19 protein-coding genes are annotated in these 20,196 nt (G+C 35.8%); 6 read left to right on the forward strand and 13 right to left on the reverse strand.

Going from position 1 to position 20,196, the window contains the following annotated elements; all coding sequences use genetic code 11:
- The first annotated feature begins 885 nt into the window (after positions 1-885).
- The 4 genes from INR75_RS12550 (at position 886) to INR75_RS12565 (ending at position 4,748) form a co-directional block, all read left to right on the forward strand.
- The gene (locus INR75_RS12550; protein WP_092544586.1) at positions 886-1,323 is read left to right on the forward strand and encodes a cold-shock protein; all 438 of its coding nucleotides are present in this window, start codon (positions 886-888) and stop codon (positions 1,321-1,323) included.
- A gap of 168 nt (positions 1,324-1,491) precedes the next feature.
- Positions 1,492-2,715 (forward strand): PAS domain-containing sensor histidine kinase, encoded by a 1,224-nt coding sequence (locus INR75_RS12555; RefSeq protein WP_223089087.1) that lies wholly within the window; start codon positions 1,492-1,494, stop codon positions 2,713-2,715.
- A 15-nt stretch (positions 2,716-2,730) separates the two neighbouring features.
- On the forward strand, positions 2,731-3,777 hold the full coding sequence (locus INR75_RS12560; protein ID WP_223089088.1) for a response regulator: 1,047 nt from the start codon (positions 2,731-2,733) through the stop codon (positions 3,775-3,777).
- A 170-nt stretch (positions 3,778-3,947) separates the two neighbouring features.
- Positions 3,948-4,748 carry a universal stress protein gene (locus INR75_RS12565; protein WP_223089089.1) on the forward strand — a complete coding sequence of 267 codons (801 nt, stop codon included), beginning with the start codon at positions 3,948-3,950 and terminating at the stop codon, positions 4,746-4,748.
- Between the two features lie 141 nt (positions 4,749-4,889).
- On the opposite strand, the gene INR75_RS12570 is transcribed toward INR75_RS12565, so the two are convergent.
- Complete coding sequence (locus INR75_RS12570; protein ID WP_092544625.1) at positions 4,890-5,348, reverse strand: FKBP-type peptidyl-prolyl cis-trans isomerase; 459 nt, start codon at positions 5,346-5,348, stop codon at positions 4,890-4,892.
- Positions 5,349-5,797: 449 nt separating this feature from the next.
- Between INR75_RS12570 and INR75_RS12575 the strand changes: the two genes are divergently transcribed.
- Positions 5,798-7,129 carry a site-specific integrase gene (locus INR75_RS12575; RefSeq protein ID WP_075327075.1) on the forward strand — a complete coding sequence of 444 codons (1,332 nt, stop codon included), beginning with the start codon at positions 5,798-5,800 and terminating at the stop codon, positions 7,127-7,129.
- A gap of 414 nt (positions 7,130-7,543) precedes the next feature.
- Positions 7,544-7,687, forward strand: coding sequence for a hypothetical protein (locus INR75_RS12580; protein ID WP_156100706.1), 144 nt, complete (start codon positions 7,544-7,546; stop codon positions 7,685-7,687).
- A gap of 267 nt (positions 7,688-7,954) precedes the next feature.
- Here INR75_RS12580 and INR75_RS12585 read toward each other — a convergent pair whose 3' ends face one another.
- The 12 genes from INR75_RS12585 to INR75_RS12640 are packed head-to-tail and all read right to left on the reverse strand — an operon-like array spanning position 7,955 to position 20,188.
- On the reverse strand, positions 7,955-9,208 hold the full coding sequence (locus INR75_RS12585) for an MFS transporter (protein WP_133548474.1): 1,254 nt from the start codon (positions 9,206-9,208) through the stop codon (positions 7,955-7,957).
- The gene (locus tag INR75_RS12590; RefSeq protein ID WP_223089090.1) at positions 9,209-11,311 is read right to left on the reverse strand and encodes a copper-translocating P-type ATPase; all 2,103 of its coding nucleotides are present in this window, start codon (positions 11,309-11,311) and stop codon (positions 9,209-9,211) included.
- 18 nt (positions 11,312-11,329) lie between these two features.
- Positions 11,330-11,623, reverse strand: coding sequence for a phosphoribosylpyrophosphate synthetase (locus tag INR75_RS12595; protein WP_223089091.1), 294 nt, complete (start codon positions 11,621-11,623; stop codon positions 11,330-11,332).
- 6 nt (positions 11,624-11,629) lie between these two features.
- Positions 11,630-12,274, reverse strand: coding sequence for a hypothetical protein (locus INR75_RS12600; RefSeq protein ID WP_223089092.1), 645 nt, complete (start codon positions 12,272-12,274; stop codon positions 11,630-11,632).
- Positions 12,271-13,164 (reverse strand): ribose-phosphate pyrophosphokinase, encoded by an 894-nt coding sequence (locus INR75_RS12605; RefSeq protein WP_008616396.1) that lies wholly within the window; start codon positions 13,162-13,164, stop codon positions 12,271-12,273. Before INR75_RS12605 ends, INR75_RS12600 begins: the two co-directional genes overlap by 4 nt.
- Positions 13,165-13,174: 10 nt before the next feature.
- Complete coding sequence (locus INR75_RS12610) at positions 13,175-14,677, reverse strand: thymidine phosphorylase family protein (protein WP_008616398.1); 1,503 nt, start codon at positions 14,675-14,677, stop codon at positions 13,175-13,177.
- Positions 14,678-14,705: 28 nt separating this feature from the next.
- A complete protein-coding gene (locus tag INR75_RS12615) occupies positions 14,706-16,082 on the reverse strand; it encodes an MBL fold metallo-hydrolase RNA specificity domain-containing protein (protein WP_223089093.1) in 1,377 nt (458 codons plus the stop codon).
- A 15-nt stretch (positions 16,083-16,097) separates the two neighbouring features.
- The gene (locus INR75_RS12620; protein WP_013072813.1) at positions 16,098-16,352 is read right to left on the reverse strand and encodes a hypothetical protein; all 255 of its coding nucleotides are present in this window, start codon (positions 16,350-16,352) and stop codon (positions 16,098-16,100) included.
- Between the two features lie 41 nt (positions 16,353-16,393).
- The gene (locus INR75_RS12625; protein ID WP_223089094.1) at positions 16,394-17,236 is read right to left on the reverse strand and encodes an ATP cone domain-containing protein; all 843 of its coding nucleotides are present in this window, start codon (positions 17,234-17,236) and stop codon (positions 16,394-16,396) included.
- A 2-nt stretch (positions 17,237-17,238) separates the two neighbouring features.
- Entirely contained in the window at positions 17,239-18,069 is an 831-nt protein-coding gene (locus tag INR75_RS12630) for a universal stress protein (protein WP_075327068.1), read from the reverse strand.
- Between the two features lie 32 nt (positions 18,070-18,101).
- Positions 18,102-19,163 (reverse strand): class I fructose-bisphosphate aldolase, encoded by a 1,062-nt coding sequence (locus INR75_RS12635; RefSeq protein ID WP_093302924.1) that lies wholly within the window; start codon positions 19,161-19,163, stop codon positions 18,102-18,104.
- Positions 19,164-19,174: 11 nt separating this feature from the next.
- Complete coding sequence (locus INR75_RS12640) at positions 19,175-20,188, reverse strand: type II glyceraldehyde-3-phosphate dehydrogenase (RefSeq protein WP_223089095.1); 1,014 nt, start codon at positions 20,186-20,188, stop codon at positions 19,175-19,177.
- Positions 20,189-20,196: the final 8 nt, after the last annotated feature.

Genomic DNA, 20,196 nt, shown 5'->3' on the forward strand with positions numbered 1-20,196 from the left:
TTTTGTAAAACTTGTGAAATAATTTATGGAACGGTTTTAGCAATATTTGAGAAAAAATTGAGTTATTTGTATAAGTTATAGTCATTTTACCTTTAACTTATATTGATAAAACAAAATAGAAGATTATAGGTTGATTTTATGGTCGCGATTAACCAAACCTTATAATTTCCAACTTTAAGCGACTTAGAAAAAGCTTTAGTTAACCGCTAAAGCTTTTTTGTTTTCCAGAATGTTCTCTTGCGATCAAATATTACGTAATTAATAATTTAGAAATATATTATTATTAATTTGTTAATATTGAGTGTTGTTAATATTTAATTCTTAAATTTATCTTTGTCGTAAATAATTGATATGAAAAAGAAGGGGGCAATTCTGAAATGATAGTCACACCCCCTTTTTTTAGTATCGATAAGATAAAGAATTAGCCAGGGGATGGAGTTGGAGGAACTGCATCCTTTTCTTTTTTTATATACAATTAGAAATTTAATGAGATTCTACCTCAATTATTGTAATTCAATTAAAACTTCGCAATGTGCTGTTTAACAGTTGTTTTTAATTAGGTACACCATTACATTGCGTAAGAAAGCTTCTTTAATATTTATTATCCTCGATTATTTATCTTAAATTTGTACGTATTTCGATGGTTTTGCCCATTATTTTCTAACCAATTCGCTTTGATTTTAGCACAACGGGCAACTTAGATTAATCAATAATCAAGATTTAAATCGATCACACGGAGTTACTTAGGTAAAAAGCAGTTATTTTTATTTGCTTCAAAATTCCGAAAAATTGATAGTGGTAGGATTATTGTTTAATAACTTCAGAATGTTTAGCTGAATGATTAATTTCTTCAGCATAAAAAAGAATAGTAATCTAAATTTATATATGGCAGACACTTTTTCTAAAAGACAAAAAGAAAAAAAGAAATTATTAAAGAAGAAATTAAAAGCTCAACGTAGAGAAGAGCGTAAGCAGGATAACGATAAGGGGAAAGACTTTGAGGATATGATTGCTTATGTAGATGCGAACGGAAACCTTACAGATACGCCGCCAGATGAGCAGCAAAAAGTTGAGGTAAGTGCAGAGGATATCGACCTTAATTACCAAAGGGAGACGAAAACAGATACTAGAGATACCGGAGTAGTAATTTCGTTTTTCGAGAATAAAGGTTTTGGATTTATTAAAGATGATGTTTCAGGAGATAACATTTTTGTGCATCATCTAGATTCGATCAAACCTTTATCAGAACGAATGAAGGTAAGCTTTAAAAAAGAACGTTCTCCTAAAGGATTTCAGGCAACTTCAGTAGAAGTTATAGATTAAAGACAAATGATATATTTCTTATAAAAGGCTTTTCGTGAAAACGGAAAGCCTTTTTTGATTGTAGTTTTTTTGAATTCAGGATATATAAATGGTAGATTTCGCAATAAAATTTTAATTTTTTTGCAGCCCGAATTAAGAGCGCTTTAACTGAATTACTTATTTTTGGGTATGAAGAATTTCGAAGAGATCAACAAACATACCTTTGGCGTTTTATTCAACGCAGTTTCTGAAGGTATTATCGTTATTAACACTAACCAGATCATCGTTGCCTCTAATCAATCTGCAGACGAAATTTTTGGTTTTTCTACCGGAGAATTGAAGGGAGAGCACCTGGATATACTTATTCCGAAGAAAAAGCATGAAGTTCACCATGCGCATATGAAAAAGTATCTTAATCACAAGACTCATCGGCAAATGGGGCAGGGCCGAGATCTATTTGGTACTAGAAAAGATGGAAGCACTTTTCCTGTAGAAGTAGGCTTAAATCCTTTTGAGTTGAAAGGAGGTTCTTATGTAATGGCTGTGGTTATTGATATTACGCTTCGAAAACAGCAGGAGCAGGAAATATTGAAGCTTAATAATGAGCTGGAATCCAGAATCGAGAAACGAACGCAGGAATTACAAATTGCAGTAAAAGGTCTTGAGGAGGAAGTTATCAAAAGAAAAGCGGCAGAAAATAAGATCAAAGAATCTTTGCGTAAAGAAAGAGAATTGAACGAATTAAAAACCAAATTTCTTTCGCTGGTATCACATGAGTTTAAAACACCTTTAAGCGGGATATTAACCTCTACAACACTTATTGGTAAATATACTGAAACCGAGCAGCAGCATAAGCGCGAAAAGCATTTAAAAACTATTGCAGGCAAAGTAAAATACTTAAATAATATTCTTGATGATTTTTTAAGTGTAGAACGCCTAGAAACCGGAAAGGTAAATTACAAGTATTCGCATTTTCCAATTACCAAGACACTTAACGAAGTAATTTACGATGCGAATATGTTGCTAAAGGAAGGGCAGGAAATTCTTTATCCCAAGCAAATAGATGATATCGTTCTATATTTTGATGATAAAATATTAGAGCTTATTTTAACGAATCTTATCAATAACGCTATTAAATATTCACCCGAGAATTCGGTTATCGAAGTCGAGAGTTATGAAGAAGGCGATTTGGTTCATGTTTTAGTAAAAGACCAGGGAATAGGAATTCCAGAAAATGAGCAGAAACATATCTTTAACCGGTATTTTAGAGCCGAAAATGCATTAACCAATCAAGGAACAGGTATTGGTTTAAATATCATTAAAAGTCATTTAGAGAACCTTGGTGGAAAAATTACTTTTAAGAGTAAGCAAGACCAGGGAAGTACCTTTCATGTACAGATACCAAAACAATAAAAACCTCCAAAAATTATGATACTTCTTATAGAAGATGATACAGTCTTACGTGAGAACACCGCTGAAATTTTAGAATTACAGGATTACGAAGTCATTACCGCTCCAAACGGTAAAATAGGAATTGAAAAAGCAATTAAGCACGTTCCAGATATCATAATTTGTGATATTATGATGCCAGAAGTAGATGGTTATGGTGTTTTACAGGCATTGTCTTCTAACACCGAAACACATCACATTCCTTTTATTTTTCTTTCAGCAAAAACAGAACATAAAGAGATAAGAAGGGGAATGAATATGGGTGCCGACGATTATCTTACTAAACCTTTTGATGAAGAAGAATTAGTAGAAGTAATAGAAACCAGGCTTAAAAAGGCCAATTTGGTCTCTCAGGTTTTTGTGGCACAGGCTCCAGACGATTCAAATCCTGAAGAGGATATTCGAAATTTGAACGAACTGAAGAACTTTTTTGATGACGAGGGTGAAGACCAGGAATTCAAAAAAAAAGATAGTATTTACGAAGCTGGCGATCACTCTAACTATGTGTATCTAATTTTAGAAGGGACAATTAAAACCTTTCAGCGAGATGAAGAAGGAAAAGAATTGGTTACGGGATTGTATAAGCCAGATGATTTTTTAGGCTTTACATCTTTAGCTGAAAATTATCCTCACCAGGAGTCTGCCGTAGCAGTAGAAAATACCAAGCTCGTAAGAATTTTGAAATATAAATTGAAAGAGGTTCTAGAACAGAATAAAAATGTGTCTTTAGAACTTATAAATATGCTTTCTGATAATCTTTCTTTGATCAAACAGCAGTTGTTGATTATGGCTTATAGTACGGTTCGTAAAAAAACAGCACAAACCATACTTCAGTTTGCAGATATTTTAGGTAAAAAACCAAACGAAGATATTCGTATAACACGATCTGATCTTGCAAGTGTAGCCGGTATTGCTATCGAAACCTTAATTAGAACCCTTTCTGCCTTTAAGAAAGAAGGACTTATTGAAATTGAAGGTAGAGTGATACGAGTTTTAGATCTTCATAAATTAGAAATGGTCGACTAAAAATTTAGCTAAAAACCTACAATATTGATCTACGATTTTGTAGGTTTAAGAATTATTTTTTTCATTCGATCTCTCCATTTTTCTTTGGATATTTAGGTATAACGTAAAAACCTGACGCCAGTCATATTTTTGCAGGTTAAACGGCTTTAATATTGCAGAAAAATGCAGAGATGATCAATATACTTTTGCCTACAGATTTTTCTGAGAATTCCTGGAATGCGATGGTCTATGGGATTAATTTTTTTAATACTACAGAAGTTCATTTTCACATTTCACATATTTTGGATGAAGATGGAGCTAATGACGAATTTACGCGAAATAGCGCTTTATACAAATTGCAAGCCTTTTTGACACGACTTAGAAAGATAGCTAATACCAAACTTCATAAATTTTCATTTTCGATACAGGAGACTTCTTTTGTGTGTGGTTTACGCAAAATTATAGAAGACGTTAATGTTAACTTGATCATCATGGGAACGCTTGGAGCCAGCCTAGACCAGCAATCTTTAGTAGGCAAAAATACGACGGCTGTAATTTCACGAATTAAATGCCCAATATTGGTTGTTCCAGAAGAGGCAACTTATAAAAAGCCTCAAAATATCGCTTTTCCAACAGATTTTTATGTGACCTATAAAGCCCGAATATTGCGAGGATTAAAATTTGTAAGTAATTGTCATCAATCAAAACTAAAAGTACTTTACTACGCTAAAAAAAGTGAAGAGCTTACTACTTCGCAAAAATCGAACAGAGATTTTTTAAAGGAACAGCTTTCTGATATTCATCATGGCTTTTACTATTCAATTAATGATTCTTTGGAAGATGCAATGCAGTTATTCGTAAAAAGTAAAGATGTTCAGCTTATTATGATGATGGGGAAAAACTTAAACTACTTCGATCAATTGTTATTTTATCCCGTCTCTAAAGCACCAAAATATTTCAAAAAAATCCCATTTTTCGTATTACACGAATAATTTAATAGCTAAAGTATAGCAGTTGTTTCTCCTAAATGAAATGATATATTTTCAGCTTACTTCATGTATTTAAAAAAAACGATATGAAAAAAATCGAATCTTAAGATTCGACCTTGATATTTCAGATAATCTAAGTTTTTCTTAGTTGGCTACATCAATAAGTTCGATATCGAATATTAGCACAGATCCACCAGGGATCCCGCGAAAATCAGAAGAACCATATCCTAGGTGTGCTGGTACAAATAGTGTCCCGCTACCACCTTCACTAAAGTATGTGATACCTTCGGTCCAACCTGGGATAACTTGTCTTAAGCCAAACGTAGCGCCAGAATCGGTACTTTGGTCAAAGATATTTCCATTTAAAAAATAACCTCTATAAGCTACTGTTACGGTGCTGCTGGTTGTAGGTTGTTCGCCTGTACCTTCTTCTTCAATAATATAATAGAGTCCGGAATCTGATGTTTGAGCTTCTAAGTTATTTGCTTCTAAATAATCCTGAATTTCCTGATCATTTATCTCACGATAATCAGTTATTTGTTCATCATCGTCTCCGCAGGAAATTAAGAAAAGACAAATAAAGGCAAAGTATAAAGTTTTCATTTTGAAAATATAAAAGTTAGGTTTCAAAATCATTATATATGATCGACGCAAAAATGCTTATAAATTTTGAAATTAGGTAAGGTAAATGAGATTAAATTTTTTTTACACCACCCCTTGTAAGAAAATAATGTTTTTAAAGAATAGGGGAAAAATAGGAATAAAAAAGTACTTTCTCATAAAAAGAAAAAGCTTCACATTTCTGTGAAGCTTTCATTTTCTAGTAGCGAGACCGAGATTTGAACTCGGGACCTCCGGGTTATGAACATCGACAAGTAGTTATTCAAAATAGATTAAAAACCGTTAAAATATATGATTATCAGTTAAATACGTAATTTTTGCAATCAATTGAATTCTGTTAAAATCAAGTGATTCTGTACTTATTCTGTACTTATTCTGTACTAGTTTATAAACTAATTATTTATCTTTATAGAGTTCAAAATTAAATAGTTATGGCTAGCATAAAGATAGTTTTAAGGAAGAATATGATTCGAAAAGATGGAAGAATTCCTTTAGCACTGAGAATTAGTGAGAATTATAAAACTAATTACAAGTGGCTCGGACAATATGTTTTTGAGAAAGATTGGGATAACAATGCTGGAATGGCTAAGAAAAGTCATCCAAACTCGCAACAGCTCAACATTTTTTTAATGAAGAAAATGGTTGAGGCTAATAACCTATTTTTCCACTCTGAAGATCGTGTTACTCCAAAACAGATCAAGCAAAAATTAAAGGGAGCCAGGGGGCAAAAATCATTTTTTGAATTAGCGGCTGAACGTATAATGGAAAAATATGAGAGGGGAATATTCTCAGTTGCAAAAGGTGATTTATCTATACTGTATAATATTGAAGAATTTTTAAACTTTAAAAGGACTAAAAGGAAGTCAGCGATCATTGAGGATATAAAGGAACGCAGATTGAAACGTATCAGTAATGCTCGTCGTAATAAATATGTATGGATGGATGGGGTAGAGCATTTCAAAAAAAGTAAAGCTCTTTCTTTTAGAGATATCGATGAAGTATTCATTAATAAATACAAAACCTTTTGCTATTCTTATTTAGGACAAAAAACCAGAACTATTACTAATCAGCTTATTTTAATTAGAACCCTGTTTAATTTAGCAATTAAGCAAGGAATTATTGATCAAAAATATTATCCTTTTGCCGGAGATAAGGAAAAAATTAGAATTGGTTCTGGTAATAAAGTAGGACTTAGCGTAGAAGAGGTTGAGAAAATTGAACAGTTGAAATTGGAGGAAAATACTTCTATCTGGCATACGCACAACATATGGTTATTTTCTTTTTATTTCGCAGGAATTCGTATTTCCGATGTGGTTAAAATGAAGTGGTCTGATTTTAAGGACGATCGTCTTTATTATGTGATGAACAAAAATGAAAAAGCACTCAGCCTTAAAATTCCTTTGAAAGCGGAAAAAATTTTAAATTATTACAAAAAGGAGAAACACCTTAATAAAGGTTTTGTATTCCCCTTTTTAAGAAATACCAATCCTAAGGATGCTGAACAAATTTATATAAAAACAAAAAGTGCTACGAAGGTTTTTAATAAATGCTTAAAGCTAATTGCCACGGAATGTGGAATCGAAAAAAACTTATCTAATCACATTGCTAGGCATAGCTTTGGTAATATTGCTGGCGATCGAATTCATCCATTAATGTTACAAAAGCTCTATCGTCATAGTGATTTAAAAACTACCTTGAATTATCAAGCTAATTTTATGCACCGGGATGCTGATGAAGCACTTGATGAAGTTATTAATTTTTAAATTTATATGGATTAAAAGTCTGTAATAACATGATTTATGATGGTTAATCAACCGTTGATAAATATCTGACATTTGGTAATACCAAGTTTATAACCAGAAGGTCTCTCGAGTCCAAGTCCCTCTACTGGCATTGACAAGGTTTCAAGAAATTGAAATCTTTTTTTTTGGACTGGGTACAACATTTTTTGAAAGTCCGAATTCCCTGAAATTTAATATTAATTAAAATTATTCAGAATAAAACCTTATGATAACCGGGATAAATATGGTCGCCATAGCCCAGACTTGGTTATTTCGTTTTATCAAATATTGTGGTGAAGTGACTACAGAATGAACTTTATATTTTAATTGATATTATTAAGATTATTCTATTGTGCCTATCGCAGCTTTGAGACCTTTAGAGGGAAATCCCTATTAGTGAATCCCGCTGATACAGACCGTAAAGGAAAGGAGCAATACACCACAAATGACAGGATGGACACTCAGCTCATTAGTCGGAAACTTATAGACGGTCGTCTGGATAGTATTACTATACGTAATATAGAGCGCGAGGAATTGTGAAGTCTTTTCCGTCGTAGTATTGAACTGATTCTTATGAAATTGGGGTGATATTACAATATAAATAAATAGCTAAAATCAGAATAGTAAAAGTTTGTACCACAAAAAACGTAGGTGACCAATTAGGATCACATTTTTTAGCAGATGGACGGACTTATTTCACCAATCAGAGTGATGCTGATGGCGCTCTGGAACTGCCTTAAAAAATTAAATGATTATGAGATAATAAAAATTTAAATATATTTTTAAGAAATAAGATTATTGCTTTTCTTAGGATACTTTGTTGTCTTGTCCTATTTTAGTTGTTTTACTATTAAAGCTTTTATAAAAATAAAGTAATCCAATGGCGGTCAATATAATGATGCCGGCAATAATAAAGGGAAAATAAAACCCACCTGTAATAAGCCAAGTCCCTATAACCGGACCTAAAATTTGTCCCACACTGTTTGCCGAGGTCTGTACAGAAATATTACTGCCCGCCTTTTCTTTTGAAAGTAAGGAAACGGCTGAAAGTAGGTTAGGGGTTACAATTGCTCCACCAGTGGCGAATGTTACAATCAGTACATAGACATAAATTTCATTGCCGAAAAAAGGAAATGCGATTAGTGAAATGCCTGAAATCAACAATCCGGCTCCAATTTGTTGTTTTGCTGTCAATATTTTCTCTCCATAGGTCGCAAATACAGGTTGTAATACAGCCATTACTATCCCACAGACCATAAAACCAATTCCTATCTGATTACTTGAAAATAGCAACTGATTTTTTCCATAAATTGAAAAAACCGTTTCAAAGAGGGTCACTACAAACTGCATAACAAAAGAGAGCAGTAATAGGACAATAAAGAACCTACTAAAACTAAAATTTAATTTTTGTTTTCCTGAAACAAACCTGCTAACCGGTTTTGTATTCCTAAACGATTTAATCAAAATAACCAATACAGTAAAACCTAAAAGTGCAACCAAAATAAAAGGAACTGAGAACCGGTCCAGATGTAATATCCAAAACGAATATTTAAAGTGTAGGTTAGTTTGGGATAGAAAACTGCCTAAAACAGGGCCAAAAATAACACCAGAGCTAATAGCAACACCAGACCAGGCCATTATTTTGGTTCTCCGTTTTTCTGAAGTAATGTCGCTTAAATATGCGTTGCTAACAGGAATAACTGAAGACGTAAAAATACCTCCAAATATTCGAGCAATATATAGCATTGTCAAAGATGTTGCTAGACCAGTAAGCAATTGCATTATAACAAACCCAATTAGACCGATTAATATAATTGGTTTACGTCCATATCTATCTGAAAGCTTTCCCCATACCACAACAAAAATTAATTGAAATAATGGATAAATGCTTGTAAGCAGTCCAATATGAAAATTGATCGAATTAGTATCGAGGTTAGCTCCTAAAGCAAGCCTTTCGGTATAGTAAGGAAGGGTTGGCAATAATATACCATAGCCCAACATCACTACAAATAAACTCAACAGGATTAAAAATATCCTGTTGAGTTTTTCTTTTTTGTCCATTTATTTTTTACCGATTTTTCGCTTTAATAGTTGCGCATTAATGGCCACTATAATCGTACTTAAACTCATAAATACCGCTCCTACAGCTGGTCCTAAAACAAAGCCTGAAGAATATAATACACCGGCTGCTAAAGGAATAGCCACTACATTATATCCTGTAGCCCAAATCAAATTCTGAATCATTTTATTGTAGGTGGCTTTTCCAAAGAGAATTAAGTTGGCAATATCCTGTGGGTTACTGTTGACCAGAATGATATCTGCTGTTTCGGCGGCAACGTCAGTACCTGAACCAACGGCAATACCAACATCAGCTTTTGCAAGTGCAGGCGCATCGTTTACACCATCGCCAGTCATAGCCACAAACTCTCCCTTACTTTCCAATTCTTTTACTATTTCCACTTTTTGATGTGGCAAAACTTCGGCGTAGTATCCATCCAAGCCGAGTTTATCGCTAACAGCTTTGGCAGTTCTTTCATTATCACCGGTAGCCATTAAAACTTTTATATTATTCTTTTTAAAGACTTTTATGGCTTCGGCAGATTCTGGTCGTATTTCATCGGCAAGAGCAATGTAACCAGCTAATTTTCCATCAATCAAGACAAAAACAACTGTTTCAGCGGCATCACTGTATGCGTCTTCGGGAATAGTGATTTTTTCATCCCTTAAAAAACCAGGACTAACCACTTTTACTTGCTTACCTTCTACATTGGCCTCAACGCCTTTACCTGTAATTGCATTAAAGTTTTCAGGCTTTGGGATGGTCATATTATCTTCTTTGACTTTTTTAATAATACCTACGGCGATAGGATGTTCCGAACTTTGTTCCAATGCACTCGAAAGCCTTAAAATTTCTTCAGATGAATAAGTTTCGCTAACAGACTCAATTCGAGTAACGCCAAAATCGCCTTTGGTCAATGTTCCCGTTTTATCAAACAATAAAGCTGATATTTTTCGGGATTCTTCAAAAGCTGTCCTATTTCGAATTAATAACCCGTTTTGAGCTGAAACAGCAGTAGAAATAGCAACCACAAGTGGTATGGCAAGACCTAATGCGTGTGGACAAGCAATGACCATAACGGTAACCATTCTTTCTAAAGCATAGACAAATGGAAAGCCTAAAATCAGCCATACCGCTAATGTTCCAAAACCAATACCTAATGCGATATAGGTAAGCCATTTTGCAGCTCTATCCGAGAGGTTTTGCATTTTTGATTTGGTTTTTTGCGCTTCTTCGACCATTTTGATGACCTTGTTGAGATAGCTATCTTTTCCAGTATGCTCAACCTTTACTTTTAAGGTACTGTTACCATTTACCGAACCACCAATAACCTTATCGTTTTCATCTTTTTTTACAGGTTTGGATTCGCCTGTAAGCATAGATTCGTTCAGGTAACTTGAACCGTCTACTATAATCCCATCAGCAGGAACTTTTTCACCTGGTTTTACAAGTATTACGTCATCTTTCAGTAAATCTTCCAGAGGAATATCTTCAATAGTGTCTCCTTTAACACGATGTGCCTCGGCAGGCATCATGCTTACTAACAGCTGCAAGGCCTTAGAGGCGCCTAGAACGCTTTTCATCTCTATCCAATGACCTACAAGCATAATAGCAATAAGCGTAGCCAGTTCCCAGAAAAAATCGACACCTTCTAAACCAAACACCGTTGCCGAACTATAAACGTAAGCCACGGTAATGGCCATAGAAATAAGGGTCATCATCCCTGGTGCACCTTTTTTGATTTCAGACCAGAATCCTTTTAAAAATGGCCAACCACCATAGAAATATACGATTGTGGAAAGTGCAAAAAGGATATATGGATTTCCGGGAAGCAAAAACTCATATCCAAAAAAGTCCTGAATCATCGGCGAGAAGAACAGTATGGGAATAGTAAGTACAAGGGTTACCCAAAACCGTTTTCTAAAATCGGCAATCATCATTTTATGATGGTCGTGCCCGTGTTCTCCGTGCCCTGGATTGTGGCCAGAATGGTCTCCACCTTTGTGGTTCATTTTAGAATGGTCTTCTTTTTTGTGTTTCATCTTCGAATGGTCCATTTTAGAATAGTCCATTTCATCGTGATTGTGGTGTTCGTGATTTTCCATTATTGTCTTGTTTAAGTGTTATCGTAATTTTTTTCTCATAGCTTCCGAAATGTTTTCGGCATAGACGCCATAGGCATCTACCAAAAGTCCTTTAATCCCATTTTTTGATGAAATAGTATAAAGCACACTATTATCGTCGGTACTGCTCATACCCTCAAAACGATGCATCTCGTCAACATTAAAATCTTCTGGGTGTATTTCAATTTTTAGTGAGGCACACTCCAAACATTCTGGTTTTAGGTTAAAATCATATGTATAGCCATTTCCCTGTAAATCGTTTATGGCTTCAGAAAGTGTATCGTAATTTTTCATCTGTCTTTAATTATAGTTTATTGTAAAATAGCTGTTATCTGCTTCTGAAAATTTCTGAAAAGTCAATAAACCTTTTTCATTTAATTTTTCGATAACGGTATAATTGAGTTGCTTAATGCGAATTCCCCAGGCATAGGCTTTAATATTAATTTTTGATTTTATAGTGTTTTTCCCATCCTCTAATTTTCGGTCATAAATTTTTATGATGCTTTTGGAACCAAAAAAGTTTAACAAGCCCGAGTCAAAACTCATTTCCAATTTAATATCTTTCAAGTTTTGTAAATCGTAGAGCTTTTTAAAATTTTCAGAAATGGTATTAATTTCGGTTTCTTTTGATTTTGGCTTGGAAAACGGAAAAGCCATTATCATTACATTGGCGTCATCTGGCTCACAACGGTAGGTAGTAGTGTATTTATCGGTTGATTGTTTGTTTTTGTCAAACAATTCTGTAACTACCTTTATTTCATAATATCCATTTTCCTTTATTGTTTCTCCAGCTTCAAAAGTTTGTTTATTGAGAAAATCACCTTCTTTATCAAAGTTTTCCCGAATAACAACTCTGCCTGAAATCTGCCCAATGAGCATTTCAGTTTGTCCAGTCATTGTGATGCTGAATAAAGTGATTAGTACTATAAAGCCTTGTTTTCTCATATATGGTGCATTAATTTTTTTACCTCTTTTGCCATAATATCACTTAAATCAATTCCATTTGAAGAGTGTGGGATGGTATTACAAGTCACTATTTTTTCTACTCCGGAATCCAATAAATCTTGATAGGCGTTTCCTGAAAAAACGGCGTGAATGCCTACACAAATAGGTGGTTTCATTCCTGCTTTTTTAAGATGTTGTACGGTTTCAATCATTGTTCGGGCTGTGGAAATAATATCATCTACCAAAATGGGTGTAGCATCTTTATATATATCCACATCGGGAACAGAGACTTCTACATCACGGTCACCGTGACGCACCTTTTGTAATACCGTAAATGGTGCTCCTGCATTTTTGGCGACTTCTGATACCCATTGTTCACTTTCAGAATCAGGTCCGATAAGTACCGGGTTTTCGATATTTTCTTTAATCCATTCTGAAATTGCGTCGGCAGCGTGAATCACTTTATTTGGAATTTGATACACTTCTCCCAACGAACTAATTCTGTGCAAGTGAGGGTCAACTGTGGTAATGCTATCGGCGAAACCAGAAATCAATTTTCCGAAGAAACCGGAAGTCACTCCTTCTCCTTCATTAAATACTTTGTCCTGCCGCATATACGCCAAATAGGGTGCTACCAAACAGGTACACATAGCTCCTAATGATTTGGCTGTGTGGCTTAAAAAATATAGTGACAACAGTTTTTCGTCCGGTTCGTGCAAGGTGCATACCAGTACCACACATTTATCTTTAACATCAGACAATATGCGCGTGTATGATTCCCCGTCAGGGAATTTCCTTAATGTGGCTTGACCCACTTCAGCATCCATTTTTGTAGCCATTAGTTCTGTGAGTTCTTCATTTCCGGGAAGACTGAATAATATTGTTTTCATAGTATGTTCTTTAATTTATAGTTATGATGTCGTTATGGTTGTTTTCATATTCCAAGGCATAATTAAGTTCACCTTTGGATTCAGCATATATGGTATAAAGCAGTTGGTTCTCTTCGATTTGTTCTCCCAAATGCACATTTAGAAGAATCCCTGCCGATTTAGATTGTGGTGCTCCAGAAAGCTTGGCCAGTTTTGCAATTTTACGGTTATCAATTCGTTGCAAAACGCCTGACTTTTCAGCTTTAATTTCAATTTTATAAGGTGCTAAAACTGGTTTTGAAAATTGACCTTGCGCCTTACAAATGGCTACGAATTTTTCATATGCTTTTCCAGATTTGAGAATTTTATGTGCGGTTTCCTGTCCCTTTCCTTTTTCTACTTTTCCAGAAAGTTCTAATAGTTCAGTAGCTAAAAGCAATGCTCTTTCTGTTAAGTCTTTAGGTGCATCTTCCTCATTTTTCAAAACTTTTAATATATCTATGGCTTCTAAAGTTGGACCGATACCTCTTCCAACAGGCTGCGTGCCATCCGTAACTACAACTTTTACATTCAACCCAACAGCAGTTCCAACGGTTTCCATATGATTTTTTAGTTTTTCTGCCATTTCGGTACTGCGAACCTTGGCGGTTTCTCCCACGGGAATATCAATGACCACGTGAGTAGAACCAGCTGCTGCCTTTTTAGAGAGTACTGAAGCGATGAGCTGACCTTCGCTATCAATATCCAAGGCTTTTTCAATTTTAATGAGCACATCATCGGCAGGACTTAACTGCGCTGTACCGCCCCAAACAAAACATCCGCCTTCTTTTTCTACTACGGTCTTTATTTCCTCGGAAGAGAGCGTAACATTGGTCAGTACTTCCATTGTATCTGCTGTGCCTGCTGGCGAAGTGATTGCCCGTGAGGATGTTTTTGGCATAGTAAGCCCATACGCGGCAACAATGGCAACTACCAATGGTGTTGTCCTATTGCCAGGCAATCCGCCAATACAATGTTTGTCGACCACGATATCCTTGTTCCAGTTCAGTTGCTTTCCGGAAGCAATCATTGCTTTCGTTAGGTCGGATATTTCATCAATATCCATTCGGTCGCCAGCACAGGCAGTAATAAATGCCGAAAGGTGGATGTTGGAATAATCGCCTTCCACGATATCGGTTATGATGTTGTTATAGGCCTTATAATCCAGTTTTTTGTTATAGATTTTTGCCCTGACGTGGCTTAAGGATTCAATAGGCTCTAAATGGGAAACATATAATGTATCGTTTGGGGAAACATTGAGTTTTTTCGCAGCAGCATCTGATAGTCCGATTTCATTAGGCAACAGAATATCAGAATTCAGGACATTAAGACTTGCTACGATTGATGTATTTGCATTGGATATTCTTATTCGGGTAAGTGCCTCAAACCCTTCTGAAATACAGACGTGGCAATCTTCGCGCATATACACTACATTTTCGTTTTGGGTATAGATTCCGAGATGTTTATATTTTAATATGTTTGAGTGTGTGTCCATATTTTATTGGTTGTTGTGATTTTTCGATTTATTCTATTTCTTCGATGGTGTATAATTGCTGAATTTCTGCATCCCACCCATAGGTTTCCTTGATGCCTTTTTGCAATGCTTCTGCACTCTCTTTTTCACCGTGTACAATGAAAATACGTTCGGGTTTGTTTTTTATCTTATCCATCCAGTCCATAAGTTCTGCGTGGTCTGCGTGTGCCGAAAGCCCTTCAATTTCTGCAACTTCCATATCAAAGGGCACCCATTTTCCATACACTTTAAGTTCCTTATCGCCTTCCAATAATTTTCTGCCTCGCGTACCTTCAGCTTGATAACCCACAAAAAGCAAGGTGTTGTTGGGGTTTTGTGCCTGTGTTTCAAGGTAGTTTAGCATTCTTCCGCCTGTGAGCATTCCGCTTCCTGCAATCACGATTTTCGGTTTATTATCTGTTCGTAATTCCATTGTTTCCCGATAACTGCTTACGACCGTAAAGTGCGAGCACATTTCGTCACATTCGTTATCTTCCAACCTGTGCCAATCTCTTGTGCGATGAAACAATTCTAATACACTTGCTCCCATTGGGCTATCCATTATCATTTGTATTTTTGGTATTTTCTTCTCTTTCAATAATTTCCAAAAAATCAGCATCATCAATTGGGCACGTTCTACTGAAAAACTTGGAACAAATAGGCTGCCACCTCTGTTGATGGTGTCATTGACCAATTTTTCTATCTGTGGAAGTGCTTCTACTTCATCAGGATGAAATCTTCCTCCGTAGGTGGATTCAATAAATAATACATCTGCCTTTTTTGGCTTTAATGGCGGAAACAGTAATAAATCGTTTGTTCTGCCTATATCGCCAGAAAACACAAAACGTTTCCTGTGTACATCCAACTCAATGTAAGTTGCTCCCAGAATGTGTCCATTATATTGAAATCGAGCCCTTATGCCATCAAACAATGGAATCCATTGTGATTGCGGAATTCCTTTAAAATGAGGGATAGTTTTTTCTACATCCTTTAGGTCGTACAATGGTTCAGCAGGATTATGTTTGGAATAGCCTTCTTTATTGGCACGTTCTGCTTCTTGTTCCTGAATTTTTGCACTATCATTCAAAATGATTTTTGCAATGTCCAAGGTGGGATTGGTACCATAGATGGGCCCTTTGAAACCTTGCTTTACCAATCTCGGCAGATAACCTGTGTGGTCCATATGGCCGTGGGTGAGCAAAACAGCATCAATATCAGCAACATTAACAGGTGGGTACTCCCAGTTTTTAAGGCGTAATTCCTTTAGCCCTTGAAAAAGTCCGCAGTCTATGAGTATCTTTTTATCTCCTGTGTCCACTAAATATTTTGAGCCGGTTACCGTACCTGCTGCACCTAAAAAGTGAATATTTATTTTATTGTTATCCATCTTTATAGTATTTATTTAGAGTCCACCACAGCAGGAAGGTGTATTTCCTTTATCTTGTTTTGATTTGCTCAATTCCACTATTTCTTTATATAGATTACGAGAATCCTCTTTAATAAAAAGAGCCAATTTCTTTACTGATTTAGGTTCAAAGTGAACCATTTCCAATAATATCTCAAGGGCTTCTTCAAGTAGTTTTGAGTCATCTTCCAATGCCTGGTAAAATGGTTCTAAATCTATGTTGCCCTGTTTTTGCAATTCTTCAGTTTTCATTTGTATTATTTTTAAAAATTAGTAATTATTCATTATTTGAATTAATGGGATCTACATAATTCTCTTGAATCTTCGAGTATCTTATTTTGCCTTAGCTTACTGATACCCATTTGTTCCAAAAAGTCTGGATTTTCGTGTAGCTCCTTGCAGAGTATGATGCCTAGATCCAATAATTTTGTTTTTTCAGCTTTGGTAAGTGTTGTTAAAGCGGTTAAGGGATGTAGCCCCGATTTATCTATTCTGTCCTTGAGACCATTTCCTCTTGGATAATCCCAACTGGTCATAAGCATTCCAACACATTTCCCGTACTGAATGGCATCGGTTGTGAAACGCGTATTGGTGTAAACCCCGCCTTTATGAAGTTTAGCCTCGTGACCTTTTTGGTGTTTCCATTGCTTTTCCACGTCCAAAAACCGTGAATGGATATATAATGGGATTTTTACATTGCAAAACCTGCCTTGGTCACTATGGTATTTACATTCAATCATATAATGTTTATTTCCTTTTTGCGCTATCACATCCACTTCGTGCTGAACGCAATTGCCTTGAACTATGACACCAACCTGTGTTGAAAATCCTTCGTGTGCCAATAGTTTGCCTACTAACTTTTCAAATGGAAAACCGGTTGGACCTAGTTCCATTAAAGCTTTTTTGAGCTTGTACTTTGAGGCACTTACCCTAGATTTTCGTTTTAGCATCTTGAAAGCCAACTGATAGATTTTTTTGGTTGTCATTCCTTCTTCAATCTGCTCTTGTACTTTCCGGGCTACATCCTGAATAATATCCTCATCTGCCCGTGAACGCCGCAGGGAGTTGATGAGTTTGTTTACATCAAAGGCTTCGTACTCACCAGAGTATTTTTTTATTAGGACTGGTTTATTCATTGTTATACCTTAATGGTCATTACCGGCAATTCGGAATGATTGGTTACGCCCTCGGCGATACTTTTGGAGAACAGGCTTAAAAAACCTGTACGGCCACTAGTACACATTGCTATTAAATCGGCATCTTTATATTTCAAAAAATTGTTTATACCTGTTTCTACATCAGGTTCATTATATACATTCATTGAAAAGTTATCCAAATCGGGGAATTTCTTCAAGAATTCCTTGATGGGGTCCAAACCCTGTTCTATACTGTTAAAATCAGTTTGGGTATTAACCCTCAATAAATGAAGATGTGCACCGCACTTTTCCGCAATAGAAATAACCTGCTTAAATGCTTCGCTCACATCTTCCAGAAAATCTGAAACAAAAACAATATTATTAAAAGGAAAAGTTACTTTTTCATCCTTAACCACAATTACAGGGACATCGGCTTTTCTTACAATTTTCTCTACATTGCTTCCCAGTAATTCGCGCACTCCACCTCGGGTGCCGCTGCTTCCTGTAACAATAAAGTCGTGGTGAAAATGACCGGAGTGTTTAAGTATATTTGCCTGTCCGCCATCAAACTCAAGGAACGTCCTGCATTCAAGCTCTTGTTGTTCTGCTTTTTTTTCCAGTGCTCTCAAGGAGGCTTTTGCACTTCCTATTTCTTTTACTGTTTCTGGATATCTTTTTTCTTTTTCCTTATCTAGCTCAACCCAGTTTACGGGGGTGTTAATTAAGTGAAAAAAATGAATTTCTGAATTGTAAAGCTTTGCCATTTCAATTCCGAGTTCCTCTGCTTTCTTGCAGTTTTCTGAAAAGTTTGTAGGTACGAGTATGTTTTTCATGATTTATTGGTTTTAAATTGTTTTCGTTATAATTAAGCTATGGTTATACTATCTTCCAGATATACCTGTTGGACGGAGTGCAGTAACTCAATCCCTCTAATAAAAGGCTTTTGAAATGCTTTTCGACCCATAATCAATCCAGAGCCGCCAGCTCTTTTATTGATTAATGCTGTTGTTACCGCTTCGGTCAAATCTGATTCACCTTTAGAGCCACCGCCGGAATTGATCAATCCTATTTTGCCCATATAGCAATTGGCGACTTGTAATCGACAAAGGTCAATGGGATGTTCTGTGGTAAGGGTTTTATACATTTCATCATCATATTTTCCAAACCCAATTTCCTTAAATCCAAAATTGTTTGTAGGTAATTTTTGTTTGATGATATCTGCCTGTATCGTTACGCCGATATGATTAGCTTGTCCGGTAACGTCGGCGGCAGCGTGATAATCTTTCTTTTCGGTTTTAAAATTTTCATTGCGGGTATAGCACCATAAAATGGTAGCCATTCCTAAACTATGGGCTTCTTCAAAAGCTTCGGCTATTTCCTTTAGCTGTCTATTACTTTCTTCAGAACCAAAATAAATGGTGGCACCCACAGCAACGGCTCCCATATTCCAAGCTGATTTTACTTTTCCGAATAGTGTTTGGTCATATTTGTTTGGGTAGGTAAGCAGTTCATTGTGGTTAATCTTCACGATAAACGGAATTTTATGGGCATATTTTCGTGCGTTTAATCCTAAAACCCCAAAGGTGGAAGCCACTCCATTACATCCTGCTTCTATTGCCAATTTTATAATATTCTCCGGGTCAAAATAATCCGGGTTTTTATAGAATGAAAAAGCAGCACTGTGCTCAATACCCTGGTCTACGGGAAGGATGCTCAAATAGCCTGTACCGCCAAGGTTTCCGTGGTTATACAATTGCGAAAGACTTCGCAGTACCTGTGGATTTCTGTTACTTTGAACAAATACCTTATCTATGTTTGCTTTACTGGGGGTTTGCAGTTCATCCTTTGTTATTTTTTCACAAACGTGTTCCAAATAGAAGTCTGCCTTTTCTCCTAAAAGTCCTATTATGTTTTTGCTTATTTTCATCTCGATAGTGTTTAATGGATTCCTAAACTTTCATTTGTTTTGGCGATGGATTTAGCCTCATCTGTTTCAATTCCGGTTAATGCCCTAATAGCATCAATTGTTTCCGGAATTACAATAGCTTGATTATCGACTACATAAGCATAGAAAAGTTCATCGCCATGTACTTTTAGCATATCTTCCCATAGGGCTACTTCGTACATATCGCCCCAAGGCCTTCCCATATCCAAGAACATTTCTTTTATGGTATTGTTGGAAACCAAACCTTGGTCATATTGAATCAATTTGATACGGCTGGACGTTTTAAAAGCATTAAGCACTTCTTCTTTAGAGGCTTGTTTTTTTAACTTCACGTTCCAGTAGTGTAAATGGCTTAAGGTTTGGGGTACCTTTATTGCGGTAGTAATAACATCCAAATCAGGATCTACACTTTTGGCGTCTGGTCCTTGATGGCTCGGAATATCCTTTTCGGGAACCATCGTATTCATAATACCACCCAAATGACTTTCCCAAGGGTCTGTAGCTCTTCTTAAAAGTGTACCTCTGGCATAATCCAATAAATCGGCTCTTTTTAAAGCGGTCAAGGTTCTTAAAATAGACGTAGTATTACAGGAAACTACTCTTGTCGCATTCAAGTTTAGAGCTGATTTGTAATTATTTTCTGCACTAAAGGAATGCCCTGTGGTTTCGTGTTTTTCGCCACCGTGTAGAATAAATTTGATGTTTTGCTCCTTGTAGATAACGACATTCTGAGCGGCAATTTTTTTGGGTGTACAGTCCACAACAAGATCTGATTTCTTTAAAAGTTCCTGCATATCGCCTTTTACCGAAATCCCTTCAGATTTCATTTTATCAGCAGCATCTTTAGTTGCTGCATAAATGTCGTATTCCTTTCTTACGGCATTTTGAATTCGCCAGTCGCTAATGATATCACATACTCCCGAAAGCTTCATATCGTTTTGTAAGTTGATGGCATCTGCCACCCTTTTTCCAATGACTCCGTATCCTATAACTGCTATATTTTTCATATAAATTG

This window comes from Zunongwangia sp. SCSIO 43204, assembly GCF_019904275.1.
Lineage (GTDB): Bacteria > Bacteroidota > Bacteroidia > Flavobacteriales > Flavobacteriaceae > Zunongwangia > Zunongwangia mangrovi.